At 50.4% G+C, this 16,488-nt stretch carries 17 protein-coding genes; 3 read left to right on the top strand and 14 right to left on the bottom strand.

Annotation, left to right across the window (positions count from 1 at the left end; genetic code table 11):
• Positions 1-72: 72 nt before the first annotated feature.
• From FCN51_RS22275 to FCN51_RS22260, 4 genes are all read right to left on the bottom strand, one after another.
• Positions 73-1,308 (bottom strand): MFS transporter, encoded by a 1,236-nt coding sequence (locus tag FCN51_RS22275; RefSeq protein ID WP_003625840.1) that lies wholly within the window; start codon positions 1,306-1,308, stop codon positions 73-75.
• A gap of 25 nt (positions 1,309-1,333) precedes the next feature.
• On the bottom strand, positions 1,334-1,735 hold the full coding sequence (locus tag FCN51_RS22270; RefSeq protein WP_041632539.1) for a GlcG/HbpS family heme-binding protein: 402 nt from the start codon (positions 1,733-1,735) through the stop codon (positions 1,334-1,336).
• 175 nt (positions 1,736-1,910) lie between these two features.
• On the bottom strand, positions 1,911-2,483 hold the full coding sequence (locus FCN51_RS22265) for an NADPH-dependent FMN reductase (RefSeq protein ID WP_003625843.1): 573 nt from the start codon (positions 2,481-2,483) through the stop codon (positions 1,911-1,913).
• Between the two features lie 61 nt (positions 2,484-2,544).
• A complete protein-coding gene (locus FCN51_RS22260; RefSeq protein ID WP_160256898.1) occupies positions 2,545-3,414 on the bottom strand; it encodes a pirin family protein in 870 nt (289 codons plus the stop codon).
• A gap of 120 nt (positions 3,415-3,534) precedes the next feature.
• On the opposite strand from FCN51_RS22260, the gene FCN51_RS22255 reads away from it, so the two are divergent.
• Together FCN51_RS22255 and FCN51_RS22250 are read left to right on the top strand one after the other, a co-directional pair.
• Positions 3,535-4,461 carry a LysR substrate-binding domain-containing protein gene (locus FCN51_RS22255; RefSeq protein WP_160256897.1) on the top strand — a complete coding sequence of 309 codons (927 nt, stop codon included), beginning with the start codon at positions 3,535-3,537 and terminating at the stop codon, positions 4,459-4,461.
• Between the two features lie 175 nt (positions 4,462-4,636).
• A complete protein-coding gene (locus FCN51_RS22250) occupies positions 4,637-4,798 on the top strand; it encodes a hypothetical protein (protein ID WP_162010038.1) in 162 nt (53 codons plus the stop codon).
• A gap of 74 nt (positions 4,799-4,872) precedes the next feature.
• Here the strand turns inward: FCN51_RS22250 and FCN51_RS22245 are convergent, their stop codons facing one another.
• The 10 genes from FCN51_RS22245 to pxpB all read right to left on the bottom strand — a co-directional run bounded on the left by FCN51_RS22245 (position 4,873) and on the right by pxpB (position 15,391).
• Positions 4,873-5,313, bottom strand: coding sequence for an ExbD/TolR family protein (locus FCN51_RS22245; RefSeq protein ID WP_012812288.1), 441 nt, complete (start codon positions 5,311-5,313; stop codon positions 4,873-4,875).
• Between the two features lie 54 nt (positions 5,314-5,367).
• On the bottom strand, positions 5,368-5,787 hold the full coding sequence (locus FCN51_RS22240) for an ExbD/TolR family protein (RefSeq protein WP_003627566.1): 420 nt from the start codon (positions 5,785-5,787) through the stop codon (positions 5,368-5,370).
• A gap of 33 nt (positions 5,788-5,820) precedes the next feature.
• A complete protein-coding gene (locus FCN51_RS22235; protein ID WP_374727184.1) occupies positions 5,821-6,834 on the bottom strand; it encodes a MotA/TolQ/ExbB proton channel family protein in 1,014 nt (337 codons plus the stop codon).
• Positions 6,835-6,903: 69 nt separating this feature from the next.
• Positions 6,904-7,647 carry an energy transducer TonB gene (locus tag FCN51_RS22230; protein ID WP_160256895.1) on the bottom strand — a complete coding sequence of 248 codons (744 nt, stop codon included), beginning with the start codon at positions 7,645-7,647 and terminating at the stop codon, positions 6,904-6,906.
• Positions 7,648-7,751: 104 nt separating this feature from the next.
• Positions 7,752-10,223, bottom strand: coding sequence for a TonB-dependent receptor plug domain-containing protein (locus FCN51_RS22225; protein ID WP_160256894.1), 2,472 nt, complete (start codon positions 10,221-10,223; stop codon positions 7,752-7,754).
• A 250-nt stretch (positions 10,224-10,473) separates the two neighbouring features.
• Positions 10,474-11,694 carry an MFS transporter gene (locus FCN51_RS22220; RefSeq protein WP_020944340.1) on the bottom strand — a complete coding sequence of 407 codons (1,221 nt, stop codon included), beginning with the start codon at positions 11,692-11,694 and terminating at the stop codon, positions 10,474-10,476.
• Positions 11,695-11,824: 130 nt separating this feature from the next.
• The gene (locus FCN51_RS22215) at positions 11,825-12,838 is read right to left on the bottom strand and encodes a DMT family transporter (RefSeq protein ID WP_173402424.1); all 1,014 of its coding nucleotides are present in this window, start codon (positions 12,836-12,838) and stop codon (positions 11,825-11,827) included.
• A gap of 95 nt (positions 12,839-12,933) precedes the next feature.
• Complete coding sequence (locus tag FCN51_RS22210) at positions 12,934-13,695, bottom strand: LamB/YcsF family protein (RefSeq protein ID WP_003630189.1); 762 nt, start codon at positions 13,693-13,695, stop codon at positions 12,934-12,936.
• Positions 13,692-14,693, bottom strand: coding sequence for a 5-oxoprolinase subunit C family protein (locus FCN51_RS22205; protein ID WP_160256893.1), 1,002 nt, complete (start codon positions 14,691-14,693; stop codon positions 13,692-13,694). Before FCN51_RS22205 ends, FCN51_RS22210 begins: the two co-directional genes overlap by 4 nt.
• Positions 14,690-15,391, bottom strand: coding sequence for a 5-oxoprolinase subunit PxpB (pxpB, locus tag FCN51_RS22200; protein WP_035362387.1), 702 nt, complete (start codon positions 15,389-15,391; stop codon positions 14,690-14,692). The genes FCN51_RS22205 and pxpB overlap by 4 nt, the downstream gene beginning before the upstream one ends.
• Before the next feature lie 336 nt (positions 15,392-15,727).
• Between pxpB and FCN51_RS22195 the strand changes: the two genes are divergently transcribed.
• On the top strand, positions 15,728-16,480 hold the full coding sequence (locus FCN51_RS22195; protein ID WP_003625245.1) for an SDR family oxidoreductase: 753 nt from the start codon (positions 15,728-15,730) through the stop codon (positions 16,478-16,480).
• Positions 16,481-16,488 lie beyond the last annotated feature (8 nt).

Raw genomic sequence — 16,488 nt, 5'->3', positions numbered from 1 at the left:
GCAGAACTCAATACATAATTAAGAATATAGTTTCATAAACTATGACATATTACATAAATAAATCATTCTCATTCAGGAAATGGGCTGTCTGATTTCTTTTTGCCCGCTGCGGCGCAACACCAGAATTGCCAGCAGATACACAACCAAACCACCAGCGGAGAGAACAGCCCCGCCAACACCCAGAGCAGAATATCCGAACTGATGCGCCAGCAGCATGCTCCCCAATGCGGCCCCCAACGCATTGGCAATGTTAAATGCAGAATGGTTAAGGGAAGCTGCCAGAGTTTGTGCATCCCCTGCAAAATCCATCAGACGTGTCTGCAATGCAGGCCCCAAACCATTTACAAAGGTTGGAATAAGAAAGACTGCTAGCGCCAAAAGCAAAGGCTGATGCAGCACCGTAGAAAAGCCCAGCATAACAATAGCACTACCACCAAGCGCCAGAATTGCAGCCAGATCCAACTTACGATCAACAAGCCATGCGCCCAAATTGGCCCCCACCAACATGCCCATGCCCCAGATAACCATGTACACCATAACGGACCATTCCGGCACATGCGTTACATTCTGCAGGATACTGGTCAGATAAGTATAAATGGCAAACATGCCGCCAAAGCCAATAGCTGCTGTAAGCAACGTAAGCAGAACCTGCGTGTTACCCATGGCAGAAACTTCTTTAAGCGGTGAATTCTTGCGGTTGGGTTGATCAGCCGGAATATAACGCCACACTCCCAAAAAGGTAATGCAGCCAAATATACCTATAATCAGATAGGCCACACGCCATCCAAAATGATCCGCTGCGAATGTAGAAAAAGGAGCACCGACCAGAGTGGAAATGGCAATACCGGACAGAACACGCCCAACAGCCCACCCACGGCGTGAACGCTCCACCATGGAAGCCGCAACAAGCGCAGAAATACCAAACAATGCCCCATGCGGCAGGCCAGTAATAAACCGTGCCACTTCAACCAGTTCTGGTGTGGGCATACAAATGCTCAGGAAATTCCCGAAACAAAACAACACCAACAAAGAAAGCAGAAGCTCTCTACGCGAAAGCCGCGCACCCAGAATTGTAATAAGCGGCGCGCCAATCACCACACCCAAAGCATAGGCTGTAATAGCGTATCCTGCATCTGCTGCAGACAGATGTAAGGAACGAGCAAATTCTGGCAGCATGCCCATAATGGCAAATTCACCAGTTCCAACAACAAAAGTGCCGAAAGTGAGAATAAATAAAGCGGCAGCACGCCCATGAGGGGGCTCAATGAACGCGGAGCTTGCGGGAGGAGGTTGAGGAGCAGTTGTCATTTAAAAACTCAGAAACAAGATAGGATCAGTTATTTACGGCCTGCTTCATTGCAACACGCGCAATGGCAATATCATCTTCCGTTTTGGCGCCAGAAACACCTATGGCACCTAAAAAGGAACCATCAGTGGCTTTAATTACCAACCCGCCACCAAAGCTGGTTAAACCACCGTTTGTATTTTCCAGTGTATAGGCCTCACCATTCGGGTGGCCTTTTGCGGCAAAATCCGCACTGTCCATCTGAAACAGAGCCGCCGTGCGCGCCTTTTTCTGGCTAACATCAACCACACCTAATGGTGCCCCATCCATCCGGGCAAAAGCCATTGGCCATGCTGCGGCATCTACAATGGAAACACATACATTCACTTCAATCCGGCGCGCCTCTGCCAAGGCGGCATCCAGCATGGATAAAGCCAAAGAAAGCTTCATGAAACAGAACTCCTGCACGAAGAAAAGCGCGCAGACTACTCATCTCGCTCTTAAATGAAAGAGAAATTATACATAAAACACATTTATTTAACGGCAATGAACATATTCTTGTTACAAATGAAGTGTGAGGCCCTTATTGGCTTTTTATTTTCGGCCTCACAAATCCACCGATAGTCTATTTTTGTTCTCTACGTGCAAGATCTGCCAATGCCTGTATCTGACGTGTAAGAAAAGCGCGCGTTCGCTCGTCTGTCAGTTCCAGCTTATCTGTATCAAACTTATCTGCCGCCTGACCGATCATGACTTCCGGCCTATTCAACACAAGAGCATCCATAAACACCATGCTCTGGCGTATATGATACTGTGCACGGGCTCCCCCAATCATGCCGGGTGAAACTGTCTGAAGCGCGACGGGCTTGCGCGCAAATGGTTGCGGCGTAAGGCGAGAAAGCCAATCGAGCGCATTTTTCAACACACCTGGTACGGAATAATTATATTCTGGTGTTACGATAATAACGCCGTCGGCTTTCCTAATCTGCTCCCCCATTGCCAGCACAGAAGCAGGGAAACCCTGCTCCTGCACATCCTGATTATAATGAGGGAACTCAGCGATGGACCCGAGTGCCGAAATAGTTATGTCCTCTGGCGCCAATGCAGGTAACGTGCGTGCTACAATACCGTTATAAGATGCCTTGCGCAGGCTTCCCAACATTGTCACAAAATACAGCTGTTCTTTTTCCTGTGTCATGCTTCTATCCTGCCTTGAACTGATTATTGAAAAATTAGACCGTCATGGATGGCATGGCGTATCAGGCCGAAATGGCGCCAAAACGTCCGCTGTTAAAATCTTCAATCGCCTGACGGATTTCCTCCCGTGTGTTCATGACAAACGGTCCATATCCCGCAATAGGCTCATGCAACGGCGCACCAGTTAAAACAAGAAAGCTGGAAGCTTTGGGAGCCTGTAATGTAACCTGCGTTCCCTCCCGCTCCAGAAGTGCGAATTGCGCGCTTCCCACTTCTTCCGCGCCATTCACAATCAACTTTCCTTCAAGTGAAACAATAGCCGCGTTATGTCCCGCAGGAAGAGAGAGTGTGATGTCTGCCCCTTCTTCCAGTTTTCCATCCCACACGTTCAGTGGGGAGAAAATACGTGCAGGGCCATGCTGCCCTTCATAGTCTCCCGCAATAACCCGTAGGCTGCCTCTGTTATCTGGAAAGGCAATGGTTGGAATATCCGCAGCCTGAATGGTTTGATAACCAGCTGGCACAGCTTTATCTTTGGCTGGCAAATTGACCCACAACTGCACCATCCGAAAATCCCCTCCAACTTTTGCATAAGCTGGAGAATGAAACTCCTCGTGCTGGATACCGTTGCCTGCTGTCATCCACTGCACATCTCCGGGGCCAATAATACCGCCGCCGCCAGATGAATCACGGTGTTCCACTTCACCATCATAAACAATGGTAACAGTTTCAAACCCTTTGTGCGGATGCTGGCCAACACCACGCCGTTTATCTGTAGGTTCAAACTTATGCGGGCCAGCATAGTCCAACAGCAGAAACGGGCTCAGATGCTCACCAAAATCCGTATAGGAAAATAGAGAGCGCACCGGAAAACCATCACCAACCCAGTGCCCACGCTCATTTCCATAACGACCGAGAATTTTCTTCTGCATGACCTTTGTCCTGTCTGAAGCAAGAGCGCTCTATGCGCCTTTTGTTGACACGAAACATGCACCCTTCTTATCGTCGCATAAAGATTTCCAAATAAAACATTGCGTTGCATAGGCAGAACGATGAGAGACCTTAACGACTTTGGATATTTTGTGCAGGTTGTAAAATATGGTGGTTTTTCTGCCGCTGCACGTGCAACTGGCTTACAAAAATCCCTCCTAAGCCGCCGTATCCGCCTTTTGGAAGAACGCTTGCATGCGCGCCTGATCCAACGCTCATCACGCCACTTTAGCGTTACAGAAACAGGACACCGCTTTTACGAACACTGTATTGCCATGTTGGATGAAGCAGACACGGCTGAGCGCTCTGTAGCTCAACTGCAAACTGAACCTTGTGGGCTTGTACGCCTAAGCTGCCCTGTAGCGTTACTTAACTTTCAGTTTGGTGCCTTACTCGCCCGCTTTATCATGCTTTATCCAGCCGTAACGCTTCAGCTTGAAAGCACTAACCGACGTGTAGATGTCTTGAAAGAAGGCATGGACCTTGCAATACGCGTGCGGTTTCCGCCCATTGCTGCATCAGATCTTGTAATGCGCACGCTTGATACCAGTACGCAGTGTTTGATTGCAGCACCTACCCTTGTGCCTCACCCACTGGCTTCTCCGGCTGATTTAAACGCTTTTCCCAGCCTGGATTTTCATACCACGCCGGGTTCTCACTCTTGGTTGCTCGAAAATCAGGAAGGACAAACCGCAACCATTTTTCATGAACCACGATTGGCAACAGACGATATGGCTGTGCTGCGAGAAGCAGCCCTTGTAGGTGCTGGTATTGTGCAAATGCCCACCATGATGGTGTGGCAGGATATTGAAGCAGGGCGCCTCGTGCGCATTTTACCCGGCTGGCACCCGCAGGCGGGTATTATTCACGCGGTGTTTCCATCTCGCCGTGGGCTTGTTCCTGCTGTTCGCGCTTTACTGGATTTTCTGGCGCAAGAATGCCGTGCACAGCGCAACTTGGCTACAGAGGTTTTTAAAACATCACCATGATACAAAAGAATATCTTCAAAATAGAGCACAAAAATATTTTTCGGAATTACAAAAACGGAAACCTTACTTGCGGGAGGCGTTGTATTTAAACGCCCTACACCAATCAGGCAGACACTCAGAGGTCCTGCAAGGTTTGATGCGGCTGGCTTCCACAGTAATATGTATGAGGTTTGTTATGGCCGAAAAGAAAAACAAAGACAGCAAAAAGCAGGCTCAAGACGAAAAACTTGATGAAGCTTTGGATGAAAGCTTTCCTGCCAGTGACCCACCGTCTCAAACCGGTTTTACCGGAGATAAAGGGCCTCCTGAAAAGCCCACTAAAAAACCCACAAAATAAATATGCTTTTCTTTAACCTGCCCTCAAGGCGGCTCTCTCTTTAAGAAAATATTCCTAAAGAGAGAGCCTCTCTTTCACTTACCGTCAGCGAACTGTTCCTGTCCGACGATTCCGAGTTTTGTGACGCCGAGGCGCTGTGCGTCGGCCATGACGTGGATGACGGTCTTGTAGTCGGCCAGACGGTTGGGCTGGAGGTGGAACTCCGGGCGGGAGGCCTCTGGCCCGCTGGCGATCTCACGCAGATGCGCCTGCAGATCGGCCTCGCCATTGATGGGCTGGCCATTCCAGGTCAGCGAGTTGTCAAAATCCACAACCAGCGTCACCACAGGTGTTTCTTCCGTGCTGGGCGGCGGGTTGCCCTGCGGCAGATCAATCGAGACCGCCTGCGTCTGCAACGGGATGGTGATGATCAGCATGATCAGCAACACCAGCATCACGTCAATCAGCGGCGTGGTGTTGATGTCGACAATGCCTTCATCTTCCGTTGTGCTCTCCGAGCCAACATTCATGCCCATGGCCTGTGCTCTCCCCCACAGGATGGGGTGGCGTGCTGCGCCACCCGCCCCTGCCTATTTCGGCTTTTCCGTAATGAAATCGATATGGCTGATGCCCGCTTCCTGACACGTCGCCACCAGACGGCCCACACTCTCATAGCGTGTGGTCACATCCCCGCGGATCTGGATCTGCGGCTGCGGCTTTTGCACCGCCGCCTTCTCCAGCCGGGCCAGAAGGTCGGCCCGGTCCTTGATCGGCGTTTCATCCCAGAAGGTCTGACCATCCGCCGTGACTGCCAGAACCACATTGCTCAGCTTGGTCTGGGTGGGCTGGTTCATGTCCTTGGGCAGCTGCACCTTCACGGTATGTGTCGCCACCGGAATGGTGATCAGAAAGATGATCAGCAGCACCAGCATCACATCCACAAGCGGTGTGGTGTTGATGGCGGAGACGACGTCGTCTTCCCCGCCGCTATCGCCAACCTGCATGCCCATAAGCGTTCTCCTTGCCTTGACCTGACCCGTTGATTATCCGACGCGGTTGGACACCGTGGCCGTGGTGGGGGAGTTGTCCGGGCGCACCACAATCTGGTCTACCGCAGCGCCATGACGCACACCCCCGATGAGGATGGACTGCAGGTCAGAGGCAAAGTCGCGCACCAGATCCATGGCGGTCTTGTTGCGGCGCACCAGCAGGTTGTAGCCCAGAACGGCCGGCACAGCGGTGGCCAGACCAATGGCCGTCATGATCAGGGATTCACCCACCGGACCTGCCACCTTGTCGATGGAGGCCTGACCGGCAATGCCGATGGCTGTCAGCGCATGGTAGATCCCCCACACCGTGCCGAACAGACCGATGAACGGAGAGGTGGAGCCCACGGTGCCCAGAAACGCCAGACCCTTTTGCAGGCTGTTCTGGATGTTGTTCACCGCGCGCTGGATGGACATGCCCGTCCAGCTATGCAGGTCGATGCTTTCCTGCATCGTGCCTTCATGGTGCTCGGCAGCCACAATACCGGTATCGGCGATGTAGCGGAACGGGGATGTGGAGGTCAGAGCGGAAGCCCCTTCCTGAATGCTGTGCTTGGTCCAGAAGCTTTTGGTGGCTTCCTTGGCGGCCGCAAACAGGCGGGCCTGCTCAATGAACTTGGTGATCATGATATACCATGTGCCCAGAGACATGGTGAGCATGATCAGCAGCACGCCGCGGGCAATGATATCCCCATTGGACCACAGGGCCCCCAGACCGTAGGGGTTGGCTTCTTCCTTGGTGTCTGCCGCAGGTGGGGCCTGTTCGGCCGGAGCGCTGGCGGCGGGTGCTGGAGCCGCAGGGGCTGCATCCGGTGTGGCGGCAGGTGCCGGTGCGGAAGATGGCGCCGCATCAGGAGCCGGTGCCGTGGCCGCTGGCGCTGCGGGGGCCGCATCCTGCGCAAGGGCTGCCACTGGGGCTGCAGTGCTCATCAGCAGCGCCAGAGCCGGAGCCGCAAGACCTGACACAAAAGAACGGGGCAGTCTGGTCATCTTCCTCATAATCCTCATCATCAGGGCCCGATCCGGCGGGGTGTGGCCGTTATGGGCCGGGCAATCCGTTAGTATGTTCGTAAGCTGATCTCAGTCATCCAGCCTAAAGCGAATGACGTAGACCTTGTGCAGTTCCTTCACCGGTGCGCCATTGCGTGTGGCCGGGCGATAGCGGGCCTTGTGCACGTAATCCAACGCCGCCTGCGCAAAGGCCTGACCACCGGAGACCGACTGCACCTGGCAGTTGCTGGTCATGCCCGTAGGCTCCACATCGCAGGCTACTGTCACGCGGCCTTCAATGTTGTCTTCCTCCATTTCTGGCGGATAGACCGGCTGCACGTGGTTGAGCGGCGCGGTGCCGGCCGTGGTGTCCGGCGCATCGGATGGGGGTGCGCTGGCTGCGGGCTCGGTGTTGGCTGGTGGGGCCTTCGCCGTTTTGGTTTGTGGGGGCGCCGGGTGTTTGGGCGGCGCCTTGGCCACGTGCTTGATGGGCGGCTTGGGTGGCGGTGGCACCTTGATTTTGGGTGGCGGAATATATGGCGGCGGCGGCTCGGCCATCACCGGCGGTGGTGGCGGCGGTGGAGGTGGCGGCGGTGGCGGCTGAGGTGGTGGCAGCATCTCAGCCTTGATCGGCGGATGCTCGACAGGCACGCTCGCCTTCGTGCCCATCCCATACATCAGCCCCCACACACCAGCTCCATGCAAAAGAAGAACCGCTATAAGCGCTCCAGCTCCAACCGCACCGCCAGCGCGAAGAACATAACGCTCCTTCCCCTCTGTCTGTTGAGCAGCGTCACTTTCCAGCTTTTCGGAATGTTCTGAAATATTCTGCATTATGCTCTCGCTGTTTTTGCACTGACTTGGGCTATTTGTTTTAATAACCCAAGATGTGTCAGCCTTGACCCTAAAGGCTTAAGTGTGAACACCTTCCTTTCCCTTTAGAAATCCAAAGAGGTTTTCACATAATACATCCCACCGCTGAACCCATACGGAGAATAGGATGCATATTTGGCAAGACCTTGCTGGGTATTGGCAATGGAGCTTGGCACACGGGTAGGATGTTTATTTCCTACGTTGTTAGCCCCAATACCAACTGTCCACCGCGGGAAAATTTTATAGTCAACTTCCAGATTGGTAATAAAGCCCGGATTCTGCTGGAAAGGCACACTGCCCGCCCCCGTTGGGGAAGCCATATAGACAATGGAACCATACCGGAGTTCCTGCGCCATAAAGGACCACTTTCCACGCGTCCAGTTTACGCTGATCTGCTCACGGTTTTTGGGCGCAGAATGCAAAACCATCATCTTGGTATATTCATTTACCAGATCAGACTTTGCAGAACGAATTTCGTTATCCGAGAAGTTGATGCCCATAGCAAAGCGGAACTGACCAAGATTTTTTGTGTGCAGGGTGTAGTCTGCACTCAAATCCCCACCAAATGTCTGTGTATTATACAGGTTTGCATAATATGAGAGGGATGTTGCGCTTTCCAGATTTGCATTTTTCAGCATTTCCAGAAGAACAGAGTCATTCTGATCCACCGAATAGGTTTTTGTGCTGCCCATTCTGCCGTTAATGGCAATGTAATACAGGTTGCCTGTTACATGGAAATCATCAACTGGCGTTGAATCAAAACCGATTGAGTAGCTACGGGAGTATTCGCCTTTCATGCTGCCTGTACCAAGATATTTGGCAATCTGACTGCCGGCAGGAATCTGATCTACCGTATAGCCAGGATAAGGCGCAGAATAGAAATAATTCATCGCACCCAAGGTAGGCGGGCGATACCCGGTATTCACATTTGCACGAATAGCCCAGCGTTTGTTAAAGTTATAGCGTGTGCCAACAGATCCTGTTTCTACAGTAGCAATATTATTATAGCTGCCAACACGACCACCCAATGTCCATTCCCACTGTTTGGTCACATAGAAATCAAGGTTGACGTTACCTTCATACACATCGCGGTTCTGATAGGTTGCCGCCATGGGAACGTTACCCGGATGGTCCGTTGCGCCCATCCCGCTCCATGAGGCCATTTCACCTTCAACCATCTGAAAAGTATCGTGGCGATATTCACCACCAAACCGTAGATTGATAGGACGCGGTGCCCAATCCGGACGGAACGAACGAGAACCGCGCAGACCTGCGGTTAGCTCTGTTGCAACTGAAGCACCATCATAAAAAGATGTTTGCGTGCTGCCGGGGATGGAAACGTTTTCAGAATTGGTGGTGCGGTAATTCTGCTTATCACGTGCGTAGGTTACGTAAGCATCCCATGCAAAACCAAACTTGCGGGCCTTAATGCCGTTATCCGTTTCAAAATCCAGCTGATCCATTGCAATGTAAGGCTGGTTACCAGCAGGATACAGATCCGGATTGATCCACTCATCAGACGCCGTGTTGGCTCGGTAAGTTTCGGGCACATTGGCACGCCTGTGAGAAAACGTGGAGGTGCTGTAAAAATTAAATCCGCTGTCAGCCAACGGCACAGACATATTTTCGCTAATAGTTTCCAGTGTGGATTTGGGAATACCTAGACCACGCTGAACATTGCGGTTTGCTGTTTCATTTCTGGAATCATCAAACATTGTCCCATAAAAATCGCCACCACGTGTTGTTGGCAATTGATGGGAAATCTGCGCGGCCAGATCCAGATAGCCACCGTTATGCCCCAGAGCCATACCGTAATTGGCAGAGCCATCCAGAGCCTGACCATCACCTGCGTAATAACCACTATTTTTAAAATTGATGCTACCACCATGTGTGCTGTGCTTGAGAACAATGTTTACAGCACCAGCAATGGCATCCTGACCGTACAGAGCAGATGCTCCTTCTGTAACCACTTCAATATGATCAATAGCTGAAATTGGAATAAGAGAAATATCAGCTGGCTCACTTCCCCAGTTTGTGCCTGAGTTGGAGTTGAAGTTTGCCCCGATATGGCGACGATGGCCGTTCACCAAAATCAGCGTATCATCGGGAGACTGCCCGCGCAGCTGCATGGTTTGCACGAATGAACTGGCACCACCGCCTGGCAAAGCTGCTGTTGTAATAGCCGGGTTTGCCTGTGCCAAAGCAGACAATACATTGGTCTGACCTGTTTTTAACAGTTCAGCACCCGTCACCACCGTAACCTGCGTGGTACTATGCTTCTGCGTTACAGGGGAAAATACAGAGTTACTGGAATGCCCACCAACCTCTACAGATTCCTCCCCACCGCGGAGTGCAGCAAGATTTTTGGTGCGACGTGTTGGAGCCGCTTTTGTACTTTTGGTTTTTTTTACAAGAACCTTTTGTGGGTTTGCTGTTGCAGATGTTGTATCTGCAGCAAAACCACTTTCTGCCGGAATGAGAGCACCGAATGCCACACTCGCGACAAGCGACAATTCAAACTTTGAGATCCTGGCCATCGCATCACCCTCAAATCCGGTAGGATTAAGAAAATATCTTATGAAATAATGATACGGTTCCGTTACGTTTTGACGTCATATTTAATATTGATATATCTCCCCTGCACTCAAGGCAGAGCTTGTACCGCATGATAAATGTCGGATTTTACATAATAAAAAATCCCTGAAAAACTGTACTGGCAGCTTTTACAGGGATTCCCTCATATATAAAATAAACACTCTAAAGTATCTATATTTCTCTTTTAAAGGCTCATGCCATCACAATGGGCTTACGCACTGTCAGCAATGAAATCAGACCGGCAAGAACCAGCGCCACCGAACAGCTATACCAAGCCATATTAAAATTTCCTGTATATGACACAATATATCCTGTCAGAATGGGTGCTGTTAGCCCGAGGGCATTACTAAAAGTAAGCGTAACCCCTGTAACAGAACCTATTTTCTGACCATCCTGCAACATATCGGCCAACATGGCTGTGTTGGCACCGTTTGCTGCAATCAGGCAACAAAGAGACAGGGACAAAACAATAAGAATAGGCGTTTCCTGGTGAAAGAACGGGAGAACACCAATCATCGCGCTTCCTATAATACAAAACGCAACGATAAACCGGCGATGACTAGGATCTGCATGGTTACGGAACACAATATGTTCAGCAATACGCCCTAAAATAACAGCTCCAACAGCCCCCAGAACATAACACCCGGCAGTGCCGCTTCCTGACCCAATGACGTTAACATGTAATTCATGAATAAGGTAAAATGGCACCCAGGACATCAACAGAAAATTCAGAAAATTCTGGGTACATTGCACAACCAAAATGCCGCAAAACGTTGAAGAGCGAAAGAGTGCGCAAACTTCTGAAAACCGAATAGGTCGAACACGTGGTTGTGCAGCAGTTTTGGCCGGATTCCTGTAAAGGAGCCACCATGCAAGTGCCCATACAAGCCCAATGGCACCCAAGGCCATAAATTCAAACCGCCACCCCACTTTTGCAATCAGATACGCTCCGGCAATTGTGCCCCCAGCCAATCCAATCTGCATACCTGTCAGCAATATGGTCATAACCGTTCCGCGCTCATGCGGCTTGGCCCAGTTACGAACAATAGTTGCCCCAACACCAAATGTAGGTGCTTCACCTACCCCCAACAACATGCGTGATAAAATGAACTGAGTAACATTTTGTGTTAGTCCGCCAAGCACCATAGCGCATGACCAAACGGAAACAGCCAAACTGCCAACCAAACGTGCACCGACAAGATCCAGCAATATTGTTGAGGGCAAGTTCAGTAAGAAATAAGACCAGAGGAAGCTGGAAGACACCCACCCCATCTGCACAGAAGACAATGAAAATTCCTGCCCTAATGCAGGAAGGGAAATGGAAAGAGCTGCACGGTCTCCATAACTGATGACATACATCAGAAAAATCATAATGAAGAAGATGTATCTTGATGAACCTGCAGCCTTGTTCATATCTTTTTCTACCCTTCAACCTCATGGCTCCAAGAGCCATCCTGCATCGCGCAGATCATCAATATTATTTACGATACCGAAACATTATGGGCGTAATTCACCCGTCGATAAAAGAAAAAAGTCTTCCCGATTATGCGCCAGACGAAGATTCTGTTTCTAAAACCACTTTTTGCTTTTGTGGTCTCTCATGCCGCAGCATCCACAGGCCTGAACCAATAATCAGCAAACCGCCCACAAACATGGCAACACCGGGAATTTCATGAAATCCTAGCCAGCCGATCAGTGCCGCCCAAATCAGACCGCAATATGCAAATGGCCCAATGGCTGAAACCTGAGCAGAAGCAAAAGCCTCTGTCTGCAAAACCTGAGCAATTCCGGCAAAAGCACCAACCGCAATAAGACACAACACATCGGCCCTTGTTGGCATCTGCCAGACAAAAGGCAACGCTGCTGCTGTGGCTATTGTCATTAAAATAGCCTGCCACATTGCAATTGTTGTGCTTTTTTCTGTTGCTGAAAGCTGCCGGATTTGCATGGTTGTTAATGCGCCAACAGCACCCTGCCCCAACGCAACAGCGTAAGCCCATGTAGGCACCGTGCTATGCCCTGCCCCTAGCAAGCCTTTGCCTGTTGCAACAACAATAACCCCAATAAACCCGACGCCAACAGCAACCCACCTCTGGACAGATGGCCGTTCGTGCATGAGCGGAATAGACAGTAAGATGAGGAAAAGAGGCTGTGTATAAGAAAGAACTTGCTGTTCAGCTAACGGCAGATGTGTAACAGCAACAACTGTCATGATCATGCTGATAAGCCCTACAACAGAGCGAATAACATGGCCACCAAAGTGGTGCGTTTTTAAAACCAATCCACCACGTAAGGCAATGACAATAACAAATGGCATTGAAAAGAGGTTTCTAAAAAATACAATTTCAACAACAGAAAGTGTTGAACCTGTAATCTTCTGAAGCGCATTGAGCAGAGCCGTAAACAATGTTGCCAATGCCAACAGATAAGCACCACGTGCTAAATTATGCTGCATAGCCATTACAACTCTACCCCGGACAGAAACATATCCGCTTTTTTCTGCCCTTTTGCGTTCAAAACCATAACCTTTTCTTATCGTGTGTTTCTCACGACACATGCATTCGCATGGCCGTGGCAACTGATTGCGCCGGTATCGCTTATCCCTGAATTGGGAGAATGATCTTTCATAAGAACTTTACATTCCCAGAAAGCTCATTCTCTATCAGCCGCAGCGATTTTCCCGCCCATAGCGTGAACCTGAGAGGCAATGGCTTCTGCCAATTTATCCGAACCTGCCGTATCACTATGAACAAGTATGGAACGTGATTTGATGGGCAAATTTTTACCATCAATAGTAGTTACATTCCCTGTTTCCAAAAACTGTTTTACACGCTCTTTAACTTTATCCAGATCGTGAATCACAGCCCCTTCCTGCCCACGCGGAACCAGTGCTCCGGTTGATTGATAGGCCCGATCTGCCAGAAAAAGATACCGCACACGCAAACCTGCTTTTCTGGCGGCAAGATCGATAGGATGCCCCTCCATAGCCAGCATAACCAGTTCAGGATCAATTTTTGCAATCACACGGGCTAAGCGGTCTGCCAAATCCTGATCGGCGTTGGCCATGTTCCCAAAAGCAGCATGGTAACTTACATGGCCCACACGCATATTATGCCTGGCGGCAATGCCTTTCAGCGCACCAATCTGGTATGCCAACATGGCTTCCATTTCTTCGGGGCTTACCACCATATTGCGCCGGCCAAACCCCATGCGATCTGGCAAACCGGGATGCGCCCCAATGCTCACCCCTTGTTCCTTGGCAGCTTTTACAACGCGGTCCATAATCAGATGATCACCCGCATGAAAACCGCACGCGATGTTTGCAGATGAAATCACCTTCATCAGGGCATCATCATTGGCAACAGTCCACCGGCCAAAACCTTCGCCAATATCAGCGTTCAAATCAATCTTCATGATTTTTTACCGGCTTTTCCGGCATCCCTTCTGATGAGCGATTTTTTGTAAAGTGCTGCAATACTTTGAATATTGTTCAGATAGCCATCAACTTCTCGCATGGCCTGCAAGCCTTCAGCTTGATCGCATTGCTGGAAATGAATGTAACTTCCGATACGTGCCTGCCCAAGCCGCCATAAATCAGCATCAATCACTGTTGCAATGCGTGGGTAGCCACCAGCAGTATTGGCATCTGCCATCTGCACAATAGGCTCTCCTGCAGGAGGAACTTGAATAAGACCCGGAATAACACCGTAAGAACGCAATTCTACAGGGTTCTGCAGTTTCAGCGCACCACCTTTTAGGCGGTACCCCAAACGGTTACTTTGCGCTGTAATCTGCCATGAGGCATCCCAAAAATGCTTGCGAGAATCTTCCGTAAACAAAAGATAATCCGTTGCCGGGATAACCCGTAATGTTACGGTTTTTTCCTTCTCACATACTGCTTTCAGAGCCTGCGTTGGTGGAAGCGCCCCAAAGCCGTCAGGCACACACCCTCCGGCACCTGCGAGTTGATCACCTTGCTCTAGAGGGCGACCATGATATCCCCCAAAACCACCGCGCAACTGTGTGCTACGAGACCCAAGAACCTCCGGCACATCAATGCCGCCACATACACAAAGATACATCCGTGCCCCAACGGCAGGATGATCAATTGTCAAAACATCTCCGTCTTGGGCGGATACAACAAACCAAGGCAGAATTTTTCTTTCGCCAAGTGTGAGAGCACCTTCCCCACCTGTGACAACAAAACTGACTGCTTTGTCGAACCGAACTTTGAAAGGAAATGTCTGCACCTCAATACAAGCGACATTTGGAGCATTTCCCAACAATGCATTACCACAGCGCAGAGCTAGCGGATCCATTGCCCCAGCAGTACTAACACCCAGATGGCGATAGCCGAACCGGCCAGCATCCTGCACACTGTTGAGCACACCTGTTTCTAGAACTGTAATCACACTTCAATACTTTCGGCATAAAAGCGGATCTGATCCCCCACAGCAAATAACGCAGGCGGATCACGCTCCGGATCAAACATCACAAGGTCTGTAAAGCCGATGGAATTCCAGCCGTTCGGCCCTGTTAAAGCAGATATACCTGCTTGAGGCCCACCAATAGTGACGGTACCAGCAAGCATTTTCAAAGACGGCACAGATTTGCGTGGGGTGGCAAGGCGTGGGTCCAACCCATGCAGATAGCCAAAGCCGGGCACGCTGCCCAAGGCACATACTGTATAAAGTGGTGCCTGATGCAGGGTAATCACATCCTGCGCAGACATACCGCAATGTTCTGCCACACGTGGCAGATCGCTCCCCAACTCCCCACCATAGCGCACGCCCACTTCGAACAAGCGGCCCTTGATATGCTTTTCTGGCAATGTTGCCCATGCCTTGCGCAACCAGTCTGCCACAGCTTCCGGGTCTTCTGGCGGAACTGAGAAAATCAGCATCAGGTTAGTTACACCCGGCATAACTTCTTCAATATCTGCCCGATCTGCACAGGCATCCATCAACGCCCAGATACGCCGCTGACAAGCCAGAGTGAATGCGCCGGGTGCTTCAAACAGCATAGCCCGCGTGCCAATCATACTAATAGTTGGCGTATCCGCTGAATGCCCAAATGAATTGTTTTCCAGCATAGAGATAGTATCTGTCATGAATGTGCGGCCTTATCATCCCAAATGTGCTTGGAAGATAAACAACACGAGCACTGAAATAAGAAAGCTACCACCTAAAGACATCCTGTTTGCAGCGTTACGTATTGTATTCGTAACGATAAAGGGAGAGAGCAAAGCCCGGCTAACATTATCTTTGTGTGGTGATATACAATAATCTTATGACCAATTCACAACTTGAACGCATTGGATAATCTTATGACGCAAGATCGAACTCATCTTGGTCAATGCATTATTTCGTCTCTAAAGTGAAATGACTTGGTGAATTCTGTTTTTATCACAAGCAGATTAATCCATATTTTATCGGGAACTTATGCCATGACAAATCAGCCCTACCGCACAGCACTTATTACCGGCGCCTCATCTGGCATTGGCGCTGCAACCGTACGCCGCCTGCGAGAACTGGGGCTGGAAGTACATGCCGTTGCGCGTGACAAGGCGCGTCTAGACAAGCTGGCTGAAGAAACGGGCTGCATTGTGCACGCTGCAAGTGTTGCCGACCTTGATGCCATGGCTGCGATTTTTAAAGACCATGAAATTGATATTCTTATCAACAATGCAGGTCAGTCCCGCACCGGCAATATTACCAACACCACAGAAGAAGACATTGATGGCCTGGTGGACATCAACCTGCGCGCTGTTCTGCAGCTCACCCGCCTTGCCCTTCCCGGAATGATTGCACGTGACCGCGGCCATATTGTGAACATCACCTCCATTGCTGGGCATTATGCCTTTGCTGGTGGCAATACGGTGTATCATGCCACCAAGGCTGGCGTGCATTCTCTCTCTCAACAGTTGCGGTGTGATCTGTTTGGCAAGAACATTCGTGTTACAGAGGTTTCTCCAGCTCGTGTGCAAACAGAAGTGTTTGGCCGCCTGATCGGCAATATGGAAGAAGCACAGCGCCGCTTCTTTGATGAATATGATTCACTGCTGCCAGAAGACCTGGCCAATTCCATTGCTTTTGCCATTACAGCGCCGCAGCGCATGAATGTCAGCTTTATGGAAGTACTGCCAACCATGCAGGTTGTAGGCGGCCTGAACTTCGCAAAGAAACCTACCAAAGCCTGATAGCTGAT

The sequence above is a fragment of the Acetobacter pasteurianus genome (assembly GCF_009914215.2).
Lineage (GTDB): Bacteria > Pseudomonadota > Alphaproteobacteria > Acetobacterales > Acetobacteraceae > Acetobacter > Acetobacter pasteurianus.
This window is presented reverse-complemented; position numbering and strand designations above follow the sequence as displayed.

What these genes read in the sequence shown, in the direction of transcription:
- FCN51_RS22270 (WP_041632539.1), bottom strand. Translation starts at nt 1,735, where the DNA reads ATGAAGCTTTCTTTGGCTTTATCCATGCTGGATGCCGCCTTGGCAGAG.
- FCN51_RS22215 (WP_173402424.1), bottom strand. Translation starts at nt 12,838, where the DNA reads ATGTGTCGTGAGAAACACACGATAAGAAAAGGTTATGGTTTTGAACGC.
- FCN51_RS22240 (WP_003627566.1), bottom strand. Translation starts at nt 5,787, where the DNA reads ATGGGCATGCAGGTTGGCGATAGCGGCGGGGAAGACGACGTCGTCTCC.
- FCN51_RS22230 (WP_160256895.1), bottom strand. Translation starts at nt 7,647, where the DNA reads ATGCAGAATATTTCAGAACATTCCGAAAAGCTGGAAAGTGACGCTGCT.
- FCN51_RS22195 (WP_003625245.1), top strand. Translation starts at nt 15,728, where the DNA reads ATGACAAATCAGCCCTACCGCACAGCACTTATTACCGGCGCCTCATCT.
- FCN51_RS22245 (WP_012812288.1), bottom strand. Translation starts at nt 5,313, where the DNA reads ATGGGCATGAATGTTGGCTCGGAGAGCACAACGGAAGATGAAGGCATT.
- FCN51_RS22255 (WP_160256897.1), top strand. Translation starts at nt 3,535, where the DNA reads ATGAGAGACCTTAACGACTTTGGATATTTTGTGCAGGTTGTAAAATAT.
- FCN51_RS22220 (WP_020944340.1), bottom strand. Translation starts at nt 11,694, where the DNA reads ATGAACAAGGCTGCAGGTTCATCAAGATACATCTTCTTCATTATGATT.
- pxpB (WP_035362387.1), bottom strand. Translation starts at nt 15,391, where the DNA reads ATGACAGATACTATCTCTATGCTGGAAAACAATTCATTTGGGCATTCA.
- FCN51_RS22250 (WP_162010038.1), top strand. Translation starts at nt 4,637, where the DNA reads ATGGCCGAAAAGAAAAACAAAGACAGCAAAAAGCAGGCTCAAGACGAA.
- FCN51_RS22265 (WP_003625843.1), bottom strand. Translation starts at nt 2,483, where the DNA reads ATGACACAGGAAAAAGAACAGCTGTATTTTGTGACAATGTTGGGAAGC.
- FCN51_RS22235 (WP_374727184.1), bottom strand. Translation starts at nt 6,834, where the DNA reads ATGATGAGGATTATGAGGAAGATGACCAGACTGCCCCGTTCTTTTGTG.
- FCN51_RS22210 (WP_003630189.1), bottom strand. Translation starts at nt 13,695, where the DNA reads ATGAAGATTGATTTGAACGCTGATATTGGCGAAGGTTTTGGCCGGTGG.
- FCN51_RS22260 (WP_160256898.1), bottom strand. Translation starts at nt 3,414, where the DNA reads ATGCAGAAGAAAATTCTCGGTCGTTATGGAAATGAGCGTGGGCACTGG.
- FCN51_RS22275 (WP_003625840.1), bottom strand. Translation starts at nt 1,308, where the DNA reads ATGACAACTGCTCCTCAACCTCCTCCCGCAAGCTCCGCGTTCATTGAG.
- FCN51_RS22225 (WP_160256894.1), bottom strand. Translation starts at nt 10,223, where the DNA reads ATGGCCAGGATCTCAAAGTTTGAATTGTCGCTTGTCGCGAGTGTGGCA.